Raw genomic sequence first — 18,837 nt, 5'->3', positions numbered from 1 at the left:
ATCCGGTCGCGGTGAAGCACCCGAAGGATGCGGCACACGGGGGTGAACGGGTGACCGGCGCGTCTGCGAGGATCGCGTGCGGGGAGGTGGGGCGGAGTGAGAGTACGCACCGGCGTGCTGCCGGCGGTGTGGGCCCTCGTGCTCTGGGGGCTGTTCCAGGCCGGCCAGGGGGTGACGAGCCACGGGTTGAGCGGCGAGGCCGAGTGCTCCTGGATCAACATGGGTCCGGACGGCGAGGAGCGTTCCTCGCTGATGGAGCCCGGCGATCTGTGCCACACCCGGGACGGGGACGAGAGGACCTACGAGGAGCAGCTGGCCTTCCAGCGCGAGGCGGGCGAGGACGTCGTCACCGGCACGTGGGTGCTCGGCGTCGGGGCGGTCGGACTGGCCGGCCTGTCCGTCGAGCGGCGACTGCGGAGGACCCGGGCGCGAGGGCCGTACGAGGCACGGGCACGGCGCTCGTGGGGTGTGCGGGGACGACGGCCGCGGGGCCGCGTCTAGGCTCTCGCCCCCCGCCACTCCCCGCCCTCGATCGGCTTCCCCCGTACCCGCAGCCGGGCGGCGACGGCGGGCGCGGCGACGTACACCCAGGCCCGTACCGCCGTGCCGTCGCCGGCCCGGACGACGTCCCGCGCCACCCGCTCGTAGAGATTGCGCGGATCGCCCGGCACGTACTCCTCCAGCCGGTCCAGCTCGGTGAGCAGCCCCGCGTACGCCTCCGGCAGCGCGGTCACCAGCTCCCCGCTCACCACGGAGCCCGGCTCCTCGACGGCGTACGGGTATCCGGGCCCCTCGTACAGCACCGCGCCCCGGAGCCGGCCGGGTTCCTCGCGCAGGGTGCGGCCGCGCAGGAAGAGGTCGTGGTTGGTCTCGCCGGGGCGGAGGGTGCCGTAGACGAAGAAGGGGAGGAGCACTGGTTCACCTGCGCGGACGGTCGGTGGAGCGCGGAGCCTTGCGGGAACGATTCTCACCCCGCGCGCACCCGTGGCCGCTACGGCGTGGAAGGCGCGGGCCGGCCGGCCTCCACCGCCTCGAGGCGTACCGCGCACGCCTTGAACTCGGGCATCCGGGAGGTCGGGTCGAGGGCGGGGTTGGTGAGGGTGTTGGCACGGCCCTCACCGGCCCAGTGGAACGGCATGAACACCGTGTCCGGGCGGATCGCGGTCGTGATCCTGGCCGGCGCCACCGCCCGCCCCCGCCGGGACACCACGGCCACCGGGGCGCCCTCTGCCGCGCCGAGCCGCTCCGCGAGCCGGGGGTGCAGCTCCACGAACGGGCCGGGCGCGGCGGCGTTCAGCTCGTCGACGCGCCGGGTCTGGGCACCGGACTGGTACTGCGCCACGACCCGGCCGGTGGTCAGCAGCACGGGGTACTCGTCGTCGGGCTCCTCGGCGACCGCCCGGTGCGACACCGGAGCGAACCGCGCCCGCCCGTCCTCGGTGGCGAACCGGTCGAGGAAGAGGCGGGGGGTGCCGGGGTGGATGCCGGGGGCGGCACCTGGGCGGGCGGCGGAAGCGCCGTCGGCGGTGTCGAGCCGGCCGGCGGCGTCGGCCCGCGCCGGGTCGTCGAGCAGGGCGCCGAGCCCGGCGGCATCCCGCGGAGCGTGTCCGGCACCGCCGATACCGCGAGGATCGGCGGCGGTGCTGGTGCCGGTCTCGGCGGTCCCGGCTCCGATCCCGGTGCTGCCCGCGTTCAGCGGGCCGTCCACCTGCGCCGGGCACGGCCAGAACACGCCGTTCTCCTCCGCCAGCCTCCTGTAGGTGATCCCGGAGTAGTCCGCGGGGCCGCCCGCGCTGGCCCGGCGCAGTTCCTCGAAGACCTCCTCGGGGTCGGTCGGGAAGCCCTTCTCCAGGTTCCGGTCGCCGCCCAGCCGTGCGGCCAGCTCGTGCATGACCTCCAGGTCGCTGCGGACGCCCTCCGGCGGCGTGATCGCACGCCGCCGCAGCAGCACCCTGCCCTCCAGGTTCGTCGTCGTCCCCGTCTCCTCCGCCCACTGCGTCACCGGCAGGACGACATCGGCGAGCGCGGCCGTCTCCGACAGCACCACGTCGCACACCGCCAGGAAGTCCAGCGAGCGGATCCGCTCCTCGACGTGCGCGGCGCGCGGCGCCGACACCACCGGGTTGGAGCCCATCAGCAGCAGCGAGCGGATGTCCGTACCGAGCGCGTCCAGCAGCTCGTACGCGCTGCGCCCCGGCCCCGGCAGCGAGTCGGGGTCCACGCCCCACACCTCGGCGACGTGCGCCCGCGCCGCCGGATCCGTCAGCTTGCGGTAGCCGGGCAACTGGTCGGCCTTCTGCCCGTGTTCGCGCCCGCCCTGCCCGTTGCCCTGCCCGGTCAGACACCCGTACCCGGACAGCGGCCGGCCCGCCCGCCCCGTCGCCAGGCACAGGTTGATCCACGCGCCCACCGTGTCCGTGCCCTTGGACTGCTGCTCGGGCCCGCGCGCGGTGAGCACCATCGCGGCCTCCGGCTCGCAGAACAGCCGTACGGCCTCCCGCAGTTCGGGAACGGGCACGCCGGTGATGCGCTCCACGTACTCCGGCCAGTGCGCCATGGCGGCGGCCCGGGTCTCCTCCCAGCCGCTGGTGCGCTCGCGGATGTACGCCTCGTCGGTGCGCCCCTCGGCGACGATCAGGTGCAGCAGACCCAGCGCCAGCGCGAGATCGGTGCCGGGACGCGGCGCCAGGTGCAGATCGGCCTGCTCGGCGGTCTTCGTGCGGCGCGGGTCGACGACGATCAGCGTGCCGCCGTTCTCCCTCAGCTCGGTGAAGTAGCGCAGCGACGGCGGCATGGTCTCCGCCGGGTTCGACCCGACCAGGATCACGCACCCGGTCCGCGGGACGTCCTCCAGCGGGAACGGCAGTCCCCGGTCGAGGCCGAACGCCTTGCCGCCCGCCGCCGCGGCCGACGACATGCAGAACCGCCCGTTGTAGTCGATCTGGGAGGTCCCCAGCACCACCCGCGCGAACTTCCCGAGCGAGTACGCCTTCTCGTTCGTCAGCCCGCCCCCGCCGAACACCCCGACCGCGTCCGCCCCGTACTCCGCACGCGTCCGCCCGAGCCCCCCGGCGACCCGCGCCAGCGCCTCCTCCCAGGAGGCCGGCACCAGCGCGCCCCCCGCGGACCGCACCAGCGGCGAGGTCAGCCGCACGCTCGACGACAGCACGGCGGGCGCCGTACGCCCCTTCCCGCACAGCGCCCCCCGGTTCACCGGGAAGTCCGCACGCTCACTCACCTCGACGGCTCTCCCGTCGGGGGCCGGCGTCAGATTCATCCCGCACTGCAGGGCGCAGTAGGGGCAGTGCGTGGGCGTCACGGTGTCTCGCATACGCCCAGGCTGCGCCCCCGGTGTTACGCACCGCACCGGCCGTTGTTACACCCCGGGTACGGCGACCTCCCCGCCGGTCGCGCCCCGCGGTGAGGGGTTCATCCGGCCCCCTGCGCGGACGCCTCCTCGAGCGCCCGCTCCACCCCCGGCTCCCTCGGCCCGAGGAAGCGCGGGTCCGGGCGGAAGGCGGCGTCCAGGGCCGCCTTCCCCGCCGCGAAGATCTCCCGGACGCCCCCGTAGTACCAGGTGACGTCGTGGCGGTCGTCCACGCCGATGCCGTACGAGGTGACGCCGGCCGTCCGGCACAGGGCCACCGCGCGGCGGATGTGGAAGCCCTGGCTGATCAGCACCGCGCGGTCCACGCCGAAGATCTTCTTCGCGCGGACGCAGGAGTCCCAGGTGTCGAAGCCCGCGTAGTCGCTGACGATCCGCGCGTCGGGGACGCCGTGCCGCGTCAGGTACGCGCGCATCGCGTCCGGCTCGTCGTACTCCTCGCGGCTGTTGTCGCCGGTGACCAGGACCACCTCGATCCGTCCCGCGCGGTACAGCTCCGCCGCCGCGTCCAGCCGGTGCGCGAGATACGGCGACGGCTCCCCGTCCCACAGACCCGCGCCGAAGACCACGGCGACGTCGGTGCGCGGCACGTCGGCGGTGGTGCGCAGCCGGTCGTCCGTCGTCACGCGCAGCCAGGTCGCCGGCAGCAGCGCCAGCACGCACACCGCCACCACCCCCTGCGCCAGCCGCCGCTGCCCCGTGCGGGTGCGCGGCAGACGCGGACGGCGGACTCTGAAACGGCGCATCGGACGGGCCCTCCCCGGTCGGTCCTCGACCGTGAGAGACGCCCCGCCGAGCCTTCCGGTTCACGTCACGCACTGTGACCGACTTCACGGCCAGGGACGAACTCCCAGGCCGGACCGCCTCACACCCGTCGCCGTCCGCATGGTGAACGGCCGGAAAACACCCGTCACGCCCGCGCAACGGGAAGGCAACGTGCCGCATCCACGATCGGTGCATGACGACGTACACCACGAACCCTCCCGCCCTCGTCGTCGTGGCCCACGGCAGCCGCGACCCGCGCGCGCTGCGCACCGTACGACAACTCCTGGACCGCGTCCGCGCACTGCGGCCGGGCCTGCCCGTGCACCTGGGCCACATCGAGCTGAACGCGCCCCTGCTCCCCGACACCCTCGCCGAGCTGGACGCGCGCGGCACCGACGCCGCCGTCCTCGTACCGCTGCTGCTCAGCCGGGGCTACCACGTCAAGCGGGACATCCCCGAGATGGCCGCCGGGGCACGGCTGCACACGCGCGTGGCCGCACCGCTCGGCCCGCACCCCCTGCTCGTGGACGCCCTGCACGCCCGCCTCACCGAGGCCGGCTGGCGCACCCCGGCCGACGGGGCGACCCGCCGCGCGAGCGGCGTCGTGCTCGCCGCAGCCGGCTCCCGCGACCCCGAGTCGAGGACCGACACGAACCGCACCGCGCGGCTGCTCGCCGACCGCCTCGGCGTCCCCGTCGTCCCCGCGTACGCCTCCGCCGCGCCCCCCACGGTCCCCGACGCCGTCCGCGCCCTGGCCGCCCGGGGCCGCCACCGCGTGGCCGTGGCCTCCTACTTCACGGCCCCCGGCCGCTTCGCCACGGAATGCGCGGCGGCGGCCCCGGGTATCGCGTCCGCCCCCCTGGCCACCCACCCCGCGATGGCCCACCTCCTCCTGCACCGCTACGACCAGGCCCTGCGGACCCCGTCCACCCCACCCCTGGAACTCGCGTCGGCCTTCTGAGGGGATCGGCCGCACGGTCCAACGGGTGTCCCTCGTGCGGGGGCGACCGAACGTTTCCCCTGTTCCCGCCTCCTCGAGCGCCGGGCCATGATCGGCACCCCGCCGGAGCCGACAAGAGGCTCCCGGCCGTGCCGGAGGTGTCCTCCCCGTGGTGGTTGTCGTCATCGTCGCCGCCGTCCTGGCTCTGCTGGCGGGCCTCGCCGCGAACCGGTTCCTGCGGCCGAGGCTGTTCAGCGAGGACGATGACACCGGGATGGCCGTCAAGGACCTCGTCGGCCCCTGCTGACGCTGACCGTTCTGCTCCTCGCGTTCGTCCTGGCCACCGCCAGCAGCTCCTACGGCAAGGCCGAGGTCGCCGCCCGCGGCGAAGCCCGCGCGGTGGACCAGCTCGTCGAGATCGCCGAGTACGCCCCGCAGGCCCAGCAGGCGCGCATCCAGGCCGACGCCGTCTGCTACGCCCGCGCCGTGCGTACCCAGGAGTGGCCGGCCATGGCCGACGGCGACAAGTCGGCGGCCCCCAGCGTGTGGTCGACGGACCTGCGCCGGACCTTCCGCGCCCTGGAGGGCGAGCCGGTCTTCGGCATGCTGGTCGCCGCCGACAACAAACGCTCCGACGAGCGCGAGGAGCGGCTGACCCAGGCCACCCCCAGCATCCCGGACGCCATCTTCTGGTTCCTGCTCGCCACGTTGGTCATCACGGTGATCGGCCTCGGCATGTGCCTGCCCCGCAGGAACAACCGCGGCCAGGTGATCGCGCTGGTGGTGGTCACCGCGCTGCTGACCACGGCCCTGTGCATCATCCAGAACGTCGACAGCCCCTTCTACGGCGTCGTCAAGGTGGAGCCGACCGCGATCGCCGATGTGGAAAAGCAGGCCGCCCGCGACTTCCTCGCCGACAACGAGGCCGACGAACTGCCCTGCGACGACCAGGGCATCCGCACCGCCTGAGCCGACCCTGTTCCATCGAGGGGCGCGCGTACAGGGGCGCGGGGCCGTGCCGACACGCGGCTCCGCCGCGTGGGCGCAAAGAGGGCCTGAGGGCTCCGCCCCCCAGGGACGGGAAGGGGCGGCGGGGGCGAAAGAACCCACCACACCCCCGACCACGCGATCACACCTCCCAACTGTCACACCCTCCCCTTACTGTCATGACATGGAAGGCACCGCACCGCCCCCCGCATACGACCCGACGTCAGTCGCCCGCTGGGCCCCCGAACCCGACAAACGCCCCGGCCGCACCGCCTTCCAACGCGACCGCGCCCGCGTCCTGCACTCCGCCTCCCTCCGCCGCCTCGCCGGAAAGACACAGGTCGTCACCCCCGGCGAGCACAGCCAGGTCTGGGACGCCAGCCCCCGCACCCGCCTCACCCACTCCCTCGAATGCGCCCAGGTCGGCCGCGAACTCGGCGCCGCCCTCGGCTGCGACCCCGACCTCGTCGAGGCCGCCTGCCTCTCCCACGACCTCGGGCACCCGCCCTTCGGCCACAACGGCGAACAGGCGCTGAACGAGTTCGCCGAGGACTGCGGCGGCTTCGAGGGCAACGCCCAGTCGCTCCGCCTCCTCACCCGCATCGAACCCAAGCGCTTCACCCCCGAAGGCTCCGTCGGCCTCAACCTCACCCGCGCCGCCCTCGACGCCGCCACCAAGTACCCCTGGCCCCGCGGCGCCCACCCCACCGACCCGGCCTCCCCGAAGTTCGGCGTCTACGACGACGACCGCCCCGTCTTCGACTGGCTCCGCAAGGACGCCCCCTCCACCCGCACCTGCTTCGAGGCCCAGGTCATGGACTGGTCCGACGACGTGGCCTACTCGGTGCACGACGTGGAGGACGGCCTGCACGCCGGCCACATCGACCCGGACTGCCTGCACTCCACTCCGGAGCGGGAAGCCGTCTTCGCCGTCGCCGTCGGCCGGTACGTCCCCGCCGGCACCGACCCCGCCGAACTCGCGGAGGCCCTCGACCGCCTCCTCGGCCAGGAGTGGTGGCCGCACGGCTACGACGGCACCGCCGTCGCCCAGGCCCGCCTCAAGGACGCCACCAGCCAGCTCATCGGCCGCTTCTGCCTCGCCGCCGAGGGCGCCACCCGGCAGGCCCACGGCGCCGGGCGCCTCACCAGATACGGCGCCGAGCTGGTCGTACCGCGCAGCACCCGCATGGAGTGCGCGGTCCTCAAGGCGGTCGCCGACCGGTACGTCATGCAGCGCGCCGAACAGGAACTGCTCCGCGCCGACCAGCGGATCGTCGTGCTCGAACTGGCCGGGGCACTCACCTCCCGCGCCCCCGACGGCCTGGACCCCCAGTTCCGCACCCTGTTCGAGCGGGCCCCGGACGACCGCGCCCGCAAGCGCGTGATCGTCGACCAGATCGCGTCGCTCACCGACGCCTCGGCCCGCTCGCTTCACGCCCGGCTCACGGGGCAGGCATGAGCCGTGCTGCCTGATCGGGTCGCTTCCCCTTCCGGCATCATGCTGAGTGCGGGACGCTCACAGGTGGCTACACCGTTACGAGGAGGCATCACGTGGTCGACGCGGATCAGACATTCGTCATCGTCGGAGGCGGACTGGCCGGCGCCAAGGCGGCCGAGACGCTGAGAGCGGAGGGCTTCACCGGCCGCGTGATACTGATCTGCGACGAACGCGACCACCCCTACGAGCGTCCGCCCCTCTCCAAGGGCTACCTCCTCGGCAAGGACGAACGCGACAGCGTCTTCGTCCACGAACCCGCCTGGTACGCGCGCCACGACATCGAACTGCACCTCGGCCAGACCGTCGACGCCATCGACCGCGCCGCGCGGACCGTCCGCTTCGGCGAGGACGGCACCGTCGTCCGCTACGACAAACTGCTGCTCGCCACCGGCGCCGAACCCCGCCGCCTGGACATCCCGGGCACGGACCTCGCGGGCGTCCACCATCTGCGCCGCCTCGCCCACGCCGAACGCCTCAAGGGCGTCCTGGCCTCCCTCGGCCGCGACAACGGCCATCTGGTGATCGCCGGCGCCGGCTGGATCGGCCTGGAGATCGCGGCGGCGGCCCGCGAGTACGGCGCGGAGGTCACCGTCGTCCACCGCGGCGAGACCCCGCTGCACTCGGTCCTCGGACCCGAGCTCGGCCAGCTCTTCGCCGAGCTGCACCGCGAGCACGGCGTCCGCTTCCACTTCGGCGCCACGCTCACCGAGATCACCGGCCAGGACGGCATGGTCCTCGCCGCCCGCACCGACGACGGCGAGGAGCACCCCGCGCACGCCGTCCTCGCGGCGATCGGCGCGGCCCCCCGCACGTCCCTCGCGGAGGCGGCGGGACTGGAGCTCGCCGACCGCGCGGACGGCGGGGGCGTCCTCGTCGACGAACGGCTGCGTACATCGGATCCGGACATCTACGCGGCCGGGGACGTCGCGTCCTTCCCGCACGCCCTCTTCGGCACGCGGCTGCGGGTGGAGCACTGGGCCAACGCGCTCAACGGCGGGCCGGCGGCCGCGCGCTCCATGCTGGGCCGGGAGGAGGTCTACGATCGCGTCCCCTACTTCTTCACCGACCAGTACGACCTGGGGATGGAGTACTCCGGGTGGGCGCCGCCGGGGTCGTACGACCAGGTGGTGATCCGTGGTGACGCGGGGAAGCGGGAATTCATCGCGTTCTGGGTCCGGGAGGGGCGTGTGCTGGCGGGGATGAACGTGAATGTGTGGGATGTCACGGATCCGATCCAGGGGTTGATCCGCTCCGGCGTGCGGGTGGACACGGAGGCGCTGGCGGATCCGCATGTGCCGCTGGAGAGTCTTGTCGCCTAGGCGTCTGCCGGGTTCTGTCGCATCGCGTGTGCGGCGCCGCCGTGGTTTCTCGCGCCCGCGCGGCGGAGCCGCATATGTCACAGCCCCGCGCCCCTCCGGGGGCGCTTCAGCTCCCCGGGGTGTCAGTTCGCCCCCGTAGAATTCACGCGTGGCAGGACGGATCAATGACGAGGACGTGAAGGCGGTTCGGGACGCGGTTCCGATCGACGCCGTCGTGTCCGAGTACCTCCAGTTGCGGAACGCGGGCGGGGGGAACCTCAAGGGGCTCTGCCCGTTCCACGACGAGAAGTCGCCGTCCTTCCAGGTCAGCCCGAGCAAGGGACTCTTCCACTGCTTCGGCTGCCAGGAGGGCGGCGACACCATCACGTTCGTGATGAAGGTCGACCACCTCTCCTTCTCGGAGGCGGTCGAGCGCCTCGCCGGACAGGCCGGCATCACCCTGCGCTACGAGGAGGGCGGGTACAACCCCACCCACCAGCGCGGCGAACGCATCCGCCTGGTCGAGGCCCACAAGATCGCCGCCGAGTGGTACGCGGAACAGCTCGCGACCTCCCCCGAGGCGGACACCGGCCGGAGCTTCCTCGCCGACCGCGGCTTCGACCAGGCCGCCGCCGTCCACTTCGGCGTCGGCTACAGCCCCCAGGGCTGGGACCACCTCACCCGCTTCCTGCGCGGCAAGGGCTTCAGCGACAAGGAGCTGATCCTCTCCGGGCTCTCCCAGGAGGGCCGCCGCGGCCCCATCGACCGCTTCCGCGGCCGGCTGATGTGGCCCATCCGCGACATCGGCGGGGAGGTCGTCGGCTTCGGCGCCCGCAAGCTCTACGAGGCGGACAACGGCCCGAAGTACCTCAACACGCCCGAGACCGCGATCTACAAGAAGTCCCAGGTCCTCTACGGCATCGACCTGGCGAAGAAGGACATCGCGAAGGCCTCCCGCGCGGTCGTCGTCGAGGGCTACACCGACGTCATGGCCTGCCACCTCGCCGGGGTGACGACCGCCATCGCCACCTGCGGCACAGCCTTCGGCGGCGACCACATCAAGATCCTGCGCCGGCTGCTCATGGACAACGGCAGCGCGCGTGTGATCTTCACCTTCGACGGCGACGCGGCCGGTCAGAAGGCGGCCCTGCGCGCCTTCGAGGACGACCAGAAGTTCGCCGCCGAGACCTACATCGCCATCGCCCCCGACGGCATGGACCCCTGCGACCTGCGCCTCGCCAAGGGCGACGAGGCCGTCGCCGACCTGGCCGAACCCCGCACCCCGCTCTTCGAGTTCGCCCTCCGCCAGATCGTGGTCCGCTACGACCTGGACACCCCCGCCGGCCGCGCCGCCGCCCTCGACGAGGCCGCGCCGATCGTCGCCCGGATCAAGAACAGCGGCGCCCAGCACGAGGTCGCCGTCCAGCTCGCCGGGATGCTCGGCATCCTCGACACCCAGTTCGTCGTCAAGCGGGTCGCCCAGCTCGCCCGCTGGGCCCGCGAACGCGGCGGCAAGGGCCCGGCGCCGGACCAGCAGCAGCGCGGTGGCGGTGGGGCCCAGCAGTACGCCCCCGCCCAGGCCGCCCCGCGCGGTCCCGCCCTCAACCTCCGCAACCCGGTCTTCGCCACCGAACGCGAACTGCTCAAGCTCGCCCTCCAGCGCCCGGAGCTGGTCTCCCCGGCCTTCGACGCGTACGGCGTCGACGAGTTCACCGCCCCGCCCTACGCGGCCGTACGCCAGGCGATCCTGGACGCGGGCGGCGCGGAGCACGGCGTACAGGACCCGCAGGAGTACCTGATCCGGGTCCGCGAGGCCGCCCCCGACGACACCGTCCGCGCCATGGTCACCGAACTCGCCGTCGAGGCGATCATGCTGCACCGGGGCGTCAAGGGGGTCGACGAGACCTACGCGGGCGCCCAGCTCGTCACCGTCCGCCGCCGCGCGGTCGAGCGCCGCATCCGCGACATCACCAGCCGCCTCACCCGCCTCAGCACCCACGGCGACCCGGGCGAACTGGCCGCGGTGCAGAACGAGCTGTGGGTCCTCCAGCAGTACGACCAGGCCCTGCGGGAACACGGCGCGGCCGCCCTGTGAGGACGGCCGGGGGCGGGCCGGGATAAGCGGCCGGTCACCGAACGGACGCAAAAAGTCATCGCACGCCCCTCGTGGGGACGATGTGTCGTACCCCACACTGGTCCCGGTGCCTGAGTCCTCGGAGCGCGGCCGATCCGTCACCGACGGGTCCCGGACATCCGCGGGTCCGCTCATCGCGTACGGGACGGACAGCGGCGAGGCCGCCGACTCCGTCCCGAAGTACCGCTGCCCCACCCCCTGGCAGCGATCATCCTGGAGGTCGCCCCCGTGCAGACCCAGACCCAGATCCTCACCCAGCCCGACGCCGGCGTCCTCGTCGCCGTGCCCGCGCGGAGCCGCGTCGCGCACCATCCCGGGACACCGCCCGAGCCGGCCGATCCCGTCGAGCCCGGCGGGCCGGTCGCGCCCGTCCGCGCCGAGACCGGGGGGCCCTCCTCGGATCTGTTCCGGCAGTACCTGCGCGAGATCGGGCGCATCCCGTTGCTGACCGCCGCCGAGGAGGTCGAACTCGCCCGCCGGGTCGAGGCGGGGCTGTTCGCCGAGGAGAAACTGCGGCTGGCGCCCGATCTGGACAGCCGGCTCGCCGTCGACCTGGACCGGCTCGTCGTCATGGGCCGGATGGCCAAGCGGCGGCTGATCGAGGCGAATCTGCGGCTCGTCGTGTCCGTCGCCAAGCGGTACGTGGGCCGGGGGCTGACCATGCTGGACCTGGTCCAGGAGGGGAACCTCGGGCTGATCCGGGCGGTGGAGAAGTTCGACTACGCGCGGGGGTACAAGTTCTCCACGTACGCCACGTGGTGGATCCGCCAGGCCATGTCACGTGCGCTGGCCGACCAGGCCCGGACCATCCGAGTGCCCGTGCACGTGGTGGAGCTCATCAACCGGGTGGTGCGGGTGCAGCGGCGGATGCTGCAGGAGCGTGGGTACGAGCCGACGCCGGGCGAGGTGGCCGCGCATCTCGATCTGCCGGCCGAGCGGGTGGGGGAGGTGCTGCGGCTCGCGCAGGAACCGGTCTCCCTCCATGCTCCGGTGGGCGAGGAGGAGGACGTGGCGCTCGGTGACCTCATCGAGGACGGGGACGCGGCGAGCCCGGTGGAGTCGGCGGCGTTCCTGCTGCTCAGGGAGCATCTGGAGGCGGTCCTCTCCACCCTCGGCGAACGCGAGCGCAAGGTCGTCCAGCTCCGCTACGGCCTCGTCGACGGGCGTCCGCGCACCCTGGAGGAGATAGGGCGGCTCTTCGGTGTGACCCGTGAGCGGATACGGCAGATCGAGTCCAAGACGCTGAACAAGCTCCGCGACCACGCCTTCGCGGATCAGCTGCGGGGGTATCTGGACTGAGTTGTTCTCGCCCCCGCCGCCCCTTCCCGTCCCGAACCTGGGGCTCCGCCCCAGACCCCGCTCCTCAAACGCCGGAGAGGCTGACTTCCAGCCCCTCCGGCGTTTGAGGAGCGGGGGTTCCGGGGGCAGCGCCCCCGGGATGGGACGGGCAAGGGCGGCGGGGGCGGGAAACGTCAGTCGACCTCCGCCACCGCCTCCGCGAACTGCGCCTTGTAGAGGCGGGCGTACGCCCCGTCCGCCGCCAGCAGCTTCTCGTGCGCGCCCTGTTCGACGATCGAGCCGTTCTCCATCACCAGGATCGTGTCCGCGTCCCGGATCGTGGACAACCGGTGCGCGATCACGAACGACGTACGCCCGTGCGCCAGTTGCGCCATCGCCTTCTGGATCAGCACCTCCGTACGGGTGTCCACGGAGCTCGTCGCCTCGTCCAGGACGAGGATCACCGGGTCCGACAGGAACGCCCGGGCGATCGTGATGAGCTGCTTCTCACCCGCGCTCACCCCGCTGCCCTCGTCGTCGATCACCGTGTCGTACCCGTCGGGCAGCGTCCGGACGAACCGGTCCGCGTGCGCGGCCCGTGCCGCCTCCTCGATCTCCTCCCGGGTGACCTCGCGCGCGGAACCGTAGGCGATGTTCTCCGCGATGGTGCCGCCGAACAGCCAGGTGTCCTGGAGCACCATGCCGATGCCGGCGCGCAGCTCGTCCCGGGACATCTTCGCTATGTCGACCCCGTCGAGCGTGATCCGCCCGCCGGAGACCTCGTAGAACCGCATCAGCAGGTTCACGAGCGTCGTCTTGCCGGCGCCCGTCGGGCCGACGATGGCCACCGTGTGGCCCGGCTCGACCGTCAGGGACAGGTCCTCGATCAGCGGCTTCTCCGGGTCGTACCGGAACGACACGTGCTCCAGCGCCACCCGCCCGCGCGACTCGGCCGGCTTCTCGGCCGGTGAGGCGTCCGCCTCCTGCTCCTCGGCGTCGAGCAGTTCGAAGACCCGCTCCGCCGAGGCGACACCCGACTGCACCAGGTTCGCCATCGAGGCGACCTGCGTCAGCGGCATCGAGAACTGCCGCGAGTACTGGATGAACGCCTGCACGTCACCGATGGACAGCGTGCCCGACGCGACCCGCAGCCCGCCGACGACCGCCACCAGCACGTAGTTGATGTTCGAGACGAAGAACATCAGCGGCTGCATGACGCCGCTGTTGAACTGGGCCTTGAACCCGGCCTCGTACAGGGCCTCGTTCTCCTCGGCGAACTTCTCCGCCGACTCCTCCTGCCGCCCGAAGACCTTCACCAGGGTGTGCCCGGTGTACATCTCCTCGATGTGCGCGTTGAGGGTGCCGGTCGACCGCCACTGCGCCACGAAGTGCGGCTGCGACCGCTTGCCGACGCGCGTGGCGACGACGAACGACAGCGGCACCGTCACCAGCGCGACCAGCGCGAGGATCCAGGAGACGTAGAACATCATCGCGAGCACACCGATGATGGTGAGCAGCGAGTTGATCAGCTGGCCCATCGACTGCTGGAGCGTCTGCCCGATGTTGTCGATGTCGTTGGTGGCGCGGCTGAGCACCTCACCGCGCTGCCGCTTGTCGAAGTACGACAGCGGCAGCCGCGACAGCTTCGTCTGCACGTCCTCGCGCATGCGGAACATGGTGTGGTTGACCGCGCGGTTCACCAGCCGGGTCGCCACCGCCATCAGCAGGCCCGCGGCCCCGAACACCGCCAGCGCGAACAGCAGGACGTTGCCGACCGCCGTGAAGTCGATGCCCTCGCCGGGGGTGAAGTCGGTGCTGCGGAGCATGTCGGCGACGTCGCCCTCGCCCCGCTCCCGCATCGAGTCGAGCACCTGTTCCTTGGTGGCGCCCTCCGGCATGTCGCGTCCGACGATGCCGGCGAAGACCAGGTCGGTCGCCTTGCCGAGGATCTTCGGCCCGATCACGCTGAGTCCGACGCTCAGGACGACACAGGCCAGCAGCCCGTAGATCGTCGCGCGTTCCGGCCGGAACCGCGCGATCAGCCGTTTGCTCGACCCCTTGAAGTCGATCGTCTGCTGGTCGGGGCCGCCCCCGGCCATCATCCGTCCTCCGGGCCCCGCCATCAGGCAGCCTCCGCTTCCGTCAGCTGGGAGAGCACGATCTCCCGGTAGGTCTCGTTGTCCGCCATCAGTTCGTGGTGCCGGCCGGTGCCGACGACGCGGCCCTCGTCCAGGACCACGATCCGGTCGGCGTCCCGGATGGTCGCCACCCGCTGGGCGACGATCACCACGGTCGCCTCGGCCGTCTCCCGGCCGAGAGCCGCCCGCAGGGCCGCGTCGGTGGCGTAGTCGAGCGCGGAGAAGGAGTCGTCGAAGAGGTAGATCTCCGGCCGCTGCACCAGCGTCCGGGCGATCGCGAGGCGCTGGCGCTGACCGCCGGAGACGTTCGTCCCGCCCTGGGCGATCGGCGCGTCGAGGCCGCCCTCGAGACGCTCCACGAAGTCCTTGCCCTGCGCCACCTCCAGCGCGTGCCACAACTCCTCGTCGGTGGCGTCCGGGTTGCCGTAGCGCAGGTTCGTCGCCACCGTCCCGGCGAACAGGTACGGCTTCTGCGGCACCAGTCCGACCGTCTTCGCGAGCAGCGCCGGCTCGACGTCCGCCACGGGCACGCCGTCCACCAGCACCTCCCCGTCGGTCGCGTCGAACAGCCGGGGGACCAGACCGAGCAGCGTGGACTTGCCGCTGCCGGTGGAACCGATCACGGCGGTGACCTCACCGGGCCGCGCCACCAGGTCGACCTCCCTCAGCACCGGCTCCTCGGCACCCGGGTAGCGGAAGCCCGCGCCCCGGATCTCCAGATACCCGTGCCGGCGCAGCTCGGTGACCGGCGCGAGGGGCGGCACCACGCTGGAGGAGGTGTCCAGCACCTCGTGGATGCGCTCGGCGCACACCTCGGCGCGCGGCACCATCATGAACATGAAGGTGGCCATCATCACGGACATGACGATCTGCATCAGATAGGCGAGGAACGCGGTCAGGTCGCCGATCTGCATCCCGCCGCTGTCGATGCGGTGCGCGCCGAACCACACCACCGCGATCGACGACAGGTTCACCACCGTCATGACCACCGGGAACATCAGCGCCAGCAGGTTGCCCGTGCGCAGCGACACATCGGTCAGCTCGGTGTTGGACTCGCGGAACCGCCCCTGCTCGTACTCGTCCCGCACGAAGGCGCGGATCACCCGGTTGCCGGTGATCTGCTCGCGCAGCACCCGGTTCACCGTGTCGAGCCGCTCCTGCATGGTCCGGAACAGCGGACGCAGCCGCCGCACGATCAGCGTCACGCAGACGCCCAGCACCGGCACCACCGCGACCAGCACCCCGGACAGCGGGACGTCCAGGCCGAGCGCCATCACGATGCCGCCCACGCACATGATGGGCGCCGACACCATCAGGGTGAACGTCATCAGGACCAGCATCTGCACCTGCTGGACGTCGTTCGTCGTACGGGTGATCAGCGAGGGCGCGCCGAAGTGACCCACCTCGCGCGCGGAGAACGACTGCACCCGGTCGAACACGGCGGCGCGCACGTCCCGTCCCAGCGCCGACGCGGTCCGGGCGCCGTAGTACACGGCACCGATGTTGCACACGACCTGGACCAGCGAGATGCCGATCATCAGGGCGCCGTAGCCCAGGATGTAACCGCTGTCACCCTCGACGACGCCCTGGTCGATGATGTCCGCGTTGAGCGTGGGCAGGTAGAGCGAGGCGCAGGTCTGCAGGAACTGCAGCAGCACCAGCAAGGCGATGGGTCTTCTGTAGGGCTGGAGGTAGGTCCGCAGGAGTCGTATGAGCACGCTGAATCTCTCGGAGTGGTCGGCGGGGGCGTTGGTTGCCCGTGGCCCCTATCGTCGAACACTCCACCCGCGTTACCTCAAGCGAATTAATCCACGGGATCCTCTTACCCGCGGAACGCCCCCGGGTGGGTCTGCTCGCGCACCGACACGTACTGCTGGCGCACCGCCTGTCCCACCGCCAGGTCCTCCCCGGGATCCAGCACCTGCGCCACCGCGCCCTGCCACACGGGCGGGGTGCGCGGATCGAGGGTGCCCTGCGACACGCCGAGCGCCCACGCCGCCTGCCGGGCCGCGCCGATCGCCGCGTAGTCCGCGGGCTGCGGCACGACCACCTGCGCCCCGAACAGCGCGGGCGCCGCCGACTGCACGGCCGGCAGCTCCGCGGCCTGGCCCAGCAGGAAGACCCGCCGCACCTCCACGCCCCGGCCGCGCAGCACGTCCAGCGCGTCCGCGAGCCCGCACAGCATGCCCTCGAACGCGGCCCGCGCCAGGTGCTCCGGCTTCATCGACTCGCGCCGCAGCCCGGCCAGCGTCCCGGCGGTGTGCGGCAGGTTCGGGGTGCGCTCGCCCTCCAGGTACGGCAGCAGCACCAGCCCGTGCGAGCCGGGCGTCGACTTCATCGCCAGGTCGGACAGGCTCTCCAGGTCGGGCAGCCCGAGCAGTTCGGCGGTCCCGCGCAGGGCGCGCACGGCGTTCAGGGTGGTGACGACGGGCAGGTGCATGCCGGTCGCGTCCGCCAGGGAGGTGATCATCCCGTACTGGTCGACGAGCGCCTCGGGGTGCACGGCCATCACCGACCCGGACGCGCCCAGCGACACCACCGCGTCGCCCAGCCCGATCCCCAGCCCGAACGCCGCCGCCATCGTCTCGCCCGTACCGGCGGAGATCAGCAGCCCCTCCGGTGTCGTACCGGCCGCCTCCGCCGGGCCGATCACCTCGGGCAGCATCGCCTGGTGCCCGAGCGCCAGCTCCACCAGATCGGGCCGGTAACCGCCGGTGGCCGCCGCCCAGTACCCGGTGCCGGAGGCCCCGCCCCGGTCGGTGGTGCGCCGCACCGGCCGGCCCAGGAGCTGCCACACCAGCCAGTCGTGCGCCTGCATCAGTACGGCGGTGCGCGCCGCGTTCTCCGGTTCGCTGCGGGCCATCCAGCGCAGCTTGGTCACCGGCTGCGCGGCCCCCGGCACACAGCCCACGGCCCGCGCCCACGCCTCGCGCCCGCCGAACGCGTCGATGAGATCCGCCGCCGCGACCTGCGCCCGCTTGTCACCGCCGGTCATCGCCGGCCGTACGGTGTTGCCCTGCGCGTCCAGCGGCACCAGCGCGTTCGCCTGCGCGGAGACGCCGATGGCCTGCACGCCCTCCAGCAGGCCGCCGCCCGCGGCCTCGCCGAGGGACAGCAGCCAGGCCTGCGGGTCGACGTCGGAGGGACGGCCGCCGCTGTCGGTGCCCTGTACCGGATGCTGGGCGTATCCCTGCTTGAGTACGGATCCGGTGTCCGTGTCACAGACGACGATGCGAGTGAAGTCTGGCGCGCTGTCCAGTCCGGCGACTATCCCCATACGGTGATTTTGCCGTACCGCGGCGCTTGCGTGGGCGGTGGGCGCCGTTGGGGTTGTTGTTGTGTCGCGGGTGCGGGTCGTCTGTGGTTGCTCGCGCAGTTCCCCGCGCCCCTGAGGGTGTGGCAGTCACCCCGGGTTCCAGAGGTGCTGTCAGGTGTTGCTCGTGCCCCAGTCGTCCTCCGCCGGGCCGTGGGCCGTGCGTTCGCGGAGGGTGCGGACCCGCTGGGCGACCGAGTCGGGCACGCGGTCGCCGACCTTGTCGCTGACCGCGTGGTACGCCTTGTCCGCGAACTCGCGGCCCTGCTGCGCCGCGCTCTCCGCGGTGTTGCGCACGGCGGGGTTCTGCGTGAACTGCTGCGCGGACCTCTTCATCTGCTCGTAGCGCTCGCGTCCGGCTTTCGTGCCCAGCACGTAACCCAGGACGACTCCGGCGACGAACGTGAGCCGGTAACGCATGACGGCCACCCTTCCCGTTGTTCCGGCGACGGCGCCGGGGAGTACCGATTGGCGGAGCACCCCCCTGCTTGCGCTAATGTATGTGTCGCAGCGAGCGAGCGCCCCCTGGCGGATACCCAGGCGGGTACGTTCGATGCAACGAGGCATTCCTCCGTAGCTCAATTGGCAGAGCAGCCGGCTGTTAACCGGCAGGTTACTGGTTCGAGTCCAGTCGGGGGAGCTCGGTCCTCCGTAGCTCAATTGGCAGAGCAGCCGGCTGTTAACCGGCAGGTTACTGGTTCGAGTCCAGTCGGGGGAGCATGGTGAACGAGGACCCCGTAGGGGTCCTTTTTCATGTCCGGGGGAACCGTGCGAGGCTCGGCGCGGTCTCCATGGTCACGAAGACCGTACGCAGCCGACCATCCGGAGCAGGAGATCGTATGAGCGGCTATGCTGCGGCAGACGGCGCGCACACATGTACGCGACACGCCGTTATGGGGCGGTAGCTCAGCCGGTTAGAGCAGCGGACTCATAATCCGTCGGCCGTGGGTTCGAGTCCCACCCGCCCCACCACGCGCACCAGGGAGGAGCGCCCGCCCCGAAGGGGCGAGCGGCGTCCCCGCGGCGCGGGCCGCGTTCGACTCGCCCCGTGACGCGGCCTGTTGGCGGTGCCGGGGGCGAGCGTGCCCTGTCGGTCCGGTC

Annotated in this window: 14 protein-coding genes, 3 tRNA genes and 1 pseudogene; 11 read left to right on the top strand and 7 right to left on the bottom strand. The window is 72.3% G+C overall.

Features of this window, described 5'->3' with window-relative positions; translation table 11 throughout:
- The first annotated feature begins 96 nt into the window (after window positions 1–96).
- Window positions 97–501 carry a hypothetical protein gene (locus tag ACZ62B_RS23600; protein WP_468725786.1) on the top strand — a complete coding sequence of 135 codons (405 nt, stop codon included), beginning with the start codon at window positions 97–99 and terminating at the stop codon, window positions 499–501.
- Here the strand turns inward: ACZ62B_RS23600 and ACZ62B_RS23595 are convergent.
- The 3 genes from ACZ62B_RS23595 to ACZ62B_RS23585 all read right to left on the bottom strand — a co-directional run bounded on the left by ACZ62B_RS23595 (window position 498) and on the right by ACZ62B_RS23585 (window position 4,131).
- On the bottom strand, window positions 498–914 hold the full coding sequence (locus ACZ62B_RS23595) for a gamma-glutamylcyclotransferase family protein (RefSeq protein ID WP_344564591.1): 417 nt from the start codon (window positions 912–914) through the stop codon (window positions 498–500). The genes ACZ62B_RS23600 and ACZ62B_RS23595 overlap by 4 nt on opposite strands.
- A gap of 77 nt (window positions 915–991) precedes the next feature.
- On the bottom strand, window positions 992–3,331 hold the full coding sequence (locus tag ACZ62B_RS23590) for a molybdopterin oxidoreductase family protein (protein ID WP_344564593.1): 2,340 nt from the start codon (window positions 3,329–3,331) through the stop codon (window positions 992–994).
- A gap of 98 nt (window positions 3,332–3,429) precedes the next feature.
- On the bottom strand, window positions 3,430–4,131 hold the full coding sequence (locus ACZ62B_RS23585) for a SanA/YdcF family protein (RefSeq protein ID WP_344564595.1): 702 nt from the start codon (window positions 4,129–4,131) through the stop codon (window positions 3,430–3,432).
- A gap of 212 nt (window positions 4,132–4,343) precedes the next feature.
- Here ACZ62B_RS23585 and ACZ62B_RS23580 point away from each other — a divergent pair, with 212 nt between their 5' ends.
- From ACZ62B_RS23580 to ACZ62B_RS23550, 7 genes and pseudogenes are all read left to right on the top strand, one after another.
- Window positions 4,344–5,111, top strand: a complete 768-nt coding sequence (locus ACZ62B_RS23580) for a sirohydrochlorin chelatase (RefSeq protein WP_469691941.1) — start codon at window positions 4,344–4,346, stop codon at window positions 5,109–5,111.
- A gap of 148 nt (window positions 5,112–5,259) precedes the next feature.
- Complete coding sequence (locus ACZ62B_RS23575; protein ID WP_344564597.1) at window positions 5,260–5,397, top strand: hypothetical protein; 138 nt, start codon at window positions 5,260–5,262, stop codon at window positions 5,395–5,397.
- Window positions 5,391–6,059 (top strand): bestrophin-like domain, encoded by a 669-nt coding sequence (locus ACZ62B_RS23570; RefSeq protein WP_469691989.1) that lies wholly within the window; start codon window positions 5,391–5,393, stop codon window positions 6,057–6,059. The genes ACZ62B_RS23575 and ACZ62B_RS23570 overlap by 7 nt, the downstream gene beginning before the upstream one ends.
- Window positions 6,060–6,261: 202 nt before the next feature.
- On the top strand, window positions 6,262–7,536 hold the full coding sequence (locus tag ACZ62B_RS23565; protein ID WP_468889348.1) for a deoxyguanosinetriphosphate triphosphohydrolase: 1,275 nt from the start codon (window positions 6,262–6,264) through the stop codon (window positions 7,534–7,536).
- Window positions 7,537–7,628: 92 nt separating this feature from the next.
- Window positions 7,629–8,894, top strand: a complete 1,266-nt coding sequence (locus ACZ62B_RS23560) for an NAD(P)/FAD-dependent oxidoreductase (protein ID WP_344564602.1) — start codon at window positions 7,629–7,631, stop codon at window positions 8,892–8,894.
- A 148-nt stretch (window positions 8,895–9,042) separates the two neighbouring features.
- Window positions 9,043–10,968, top strand: a complete 1,926-nt coding sequence (dnaG, locus tag ACZ62B_RS23555; protein WP_468725793.1) for a DNA primase — start codon at window positions 9,043–9,045, stop codon at window positions 10,966–10,968.
- Window positions 10,969–11,074: 106 nt separating this feature from the next.
- Window positions 11,075–12,306: pseudogene (locus tag ACZ62B_RS23550) on the top strand (RNA polymerase sigma factor).
- Between the two features lie 173 nt (window positions 12,307–12,479).
- Here ACZ62B_RS23550 and ACZ62B_RS23545 read toward each other — a convergent pair.
- From ACZ62B_RS23545 to ACZ62B_RS23530, 4 genes are all read right to left on the bottom strand, one after another.
- Window positions 12,480–14,408, bottom strand: a complete 1,929-nt coding sequence (locus ACZ62B_RS23545) for an ABC transporter ATP-binding protein (protein ID WP_468725794.1) — start codon at window positions 14,406–14,408, stop codon at window positions 12,480–12,482.
- Window positions 14,408–16,141 carry an ABC transporter ATP-binding protein gene (locus ACZ62B_RS23540; RefSeq protein ID WP_344564608.1) on the bottom strand — a complete coding sequence of 578 codons (1,734 nt, stop codon included), beginning with the start codon at window positions 16,139–16,141 and terminating at the stop codon, window positions 14,408–14,410. The genes ACZ62B_RS23545 and ACZ62B_RS23540 overlap by 1 nt, the downstream gene beginning before the upstream one ends.
- A 104-nt stretch (window positions 16,142–16,245) precedes the next feature.
- Complete coding sequence (locus tag ACZ62B_RS23535; protein WP_344564610.1) at window positions 16,246–17,700, bottom strand: FGGY family carbohydrate kinase; 1,455 nt, start codon at window positions 17,698–17,700, stop codon at window positions 16,246–16,248.
- A 150-nt stretch (window positions 17,701–17,850) separates the two neighbouring features.
- Window positions 17,851–18,156: a YtxH domain-containing protein gene (locus tag ACZ62B_RS23530; RefSeq protein WP_344564612.1), complete on the bottom strand. Its 306-nt coding sequence runs from the start codon at window positions 18,154–18,156 to the stop codon at window positions 17,851–17,853.
- A 147-nt stretch (window positions 18,157–18,303) separates the two neighbouring features.
- Here ACZ62B_RS23530 and ACZ62B_RS23525 point away from each other — a divergent pair.
- From ACZ62B_RS23525 to ACZ62B_RS23515, 3 genes are all read left to right on the top strand, one after another.
- Window positions 18,304–18,376 (top strand) — tRNA-Asn (locus ACZ62B_RS23525).
- A 5-nt stretch (window positions 18,377–18,381) separates the two neighbouring features.
- Window positions 18,382–18,454, top strand: a tRNA-Asn gene (locus ACZ62B_RS23520).
- A gap of 177 nt (window positions 18,455–18,631) precedes the next feature.
- Window positions 18,632–18,708 (top strand) — tRNA-Ile (locus ACZ62B_RS23515).
- Window positions 18,709–18,837 lie beyond the last annotated feature (129 nt).

It is taken from the genome of Streptomyces sp. NPDC053426 (genome assembly GCF_055585405.1).
The sequence above is the reverse complement of the archived record's forward strand: the minus strand, read 5'-3'. Positions and strand labels throughout refer to the sequence as shown.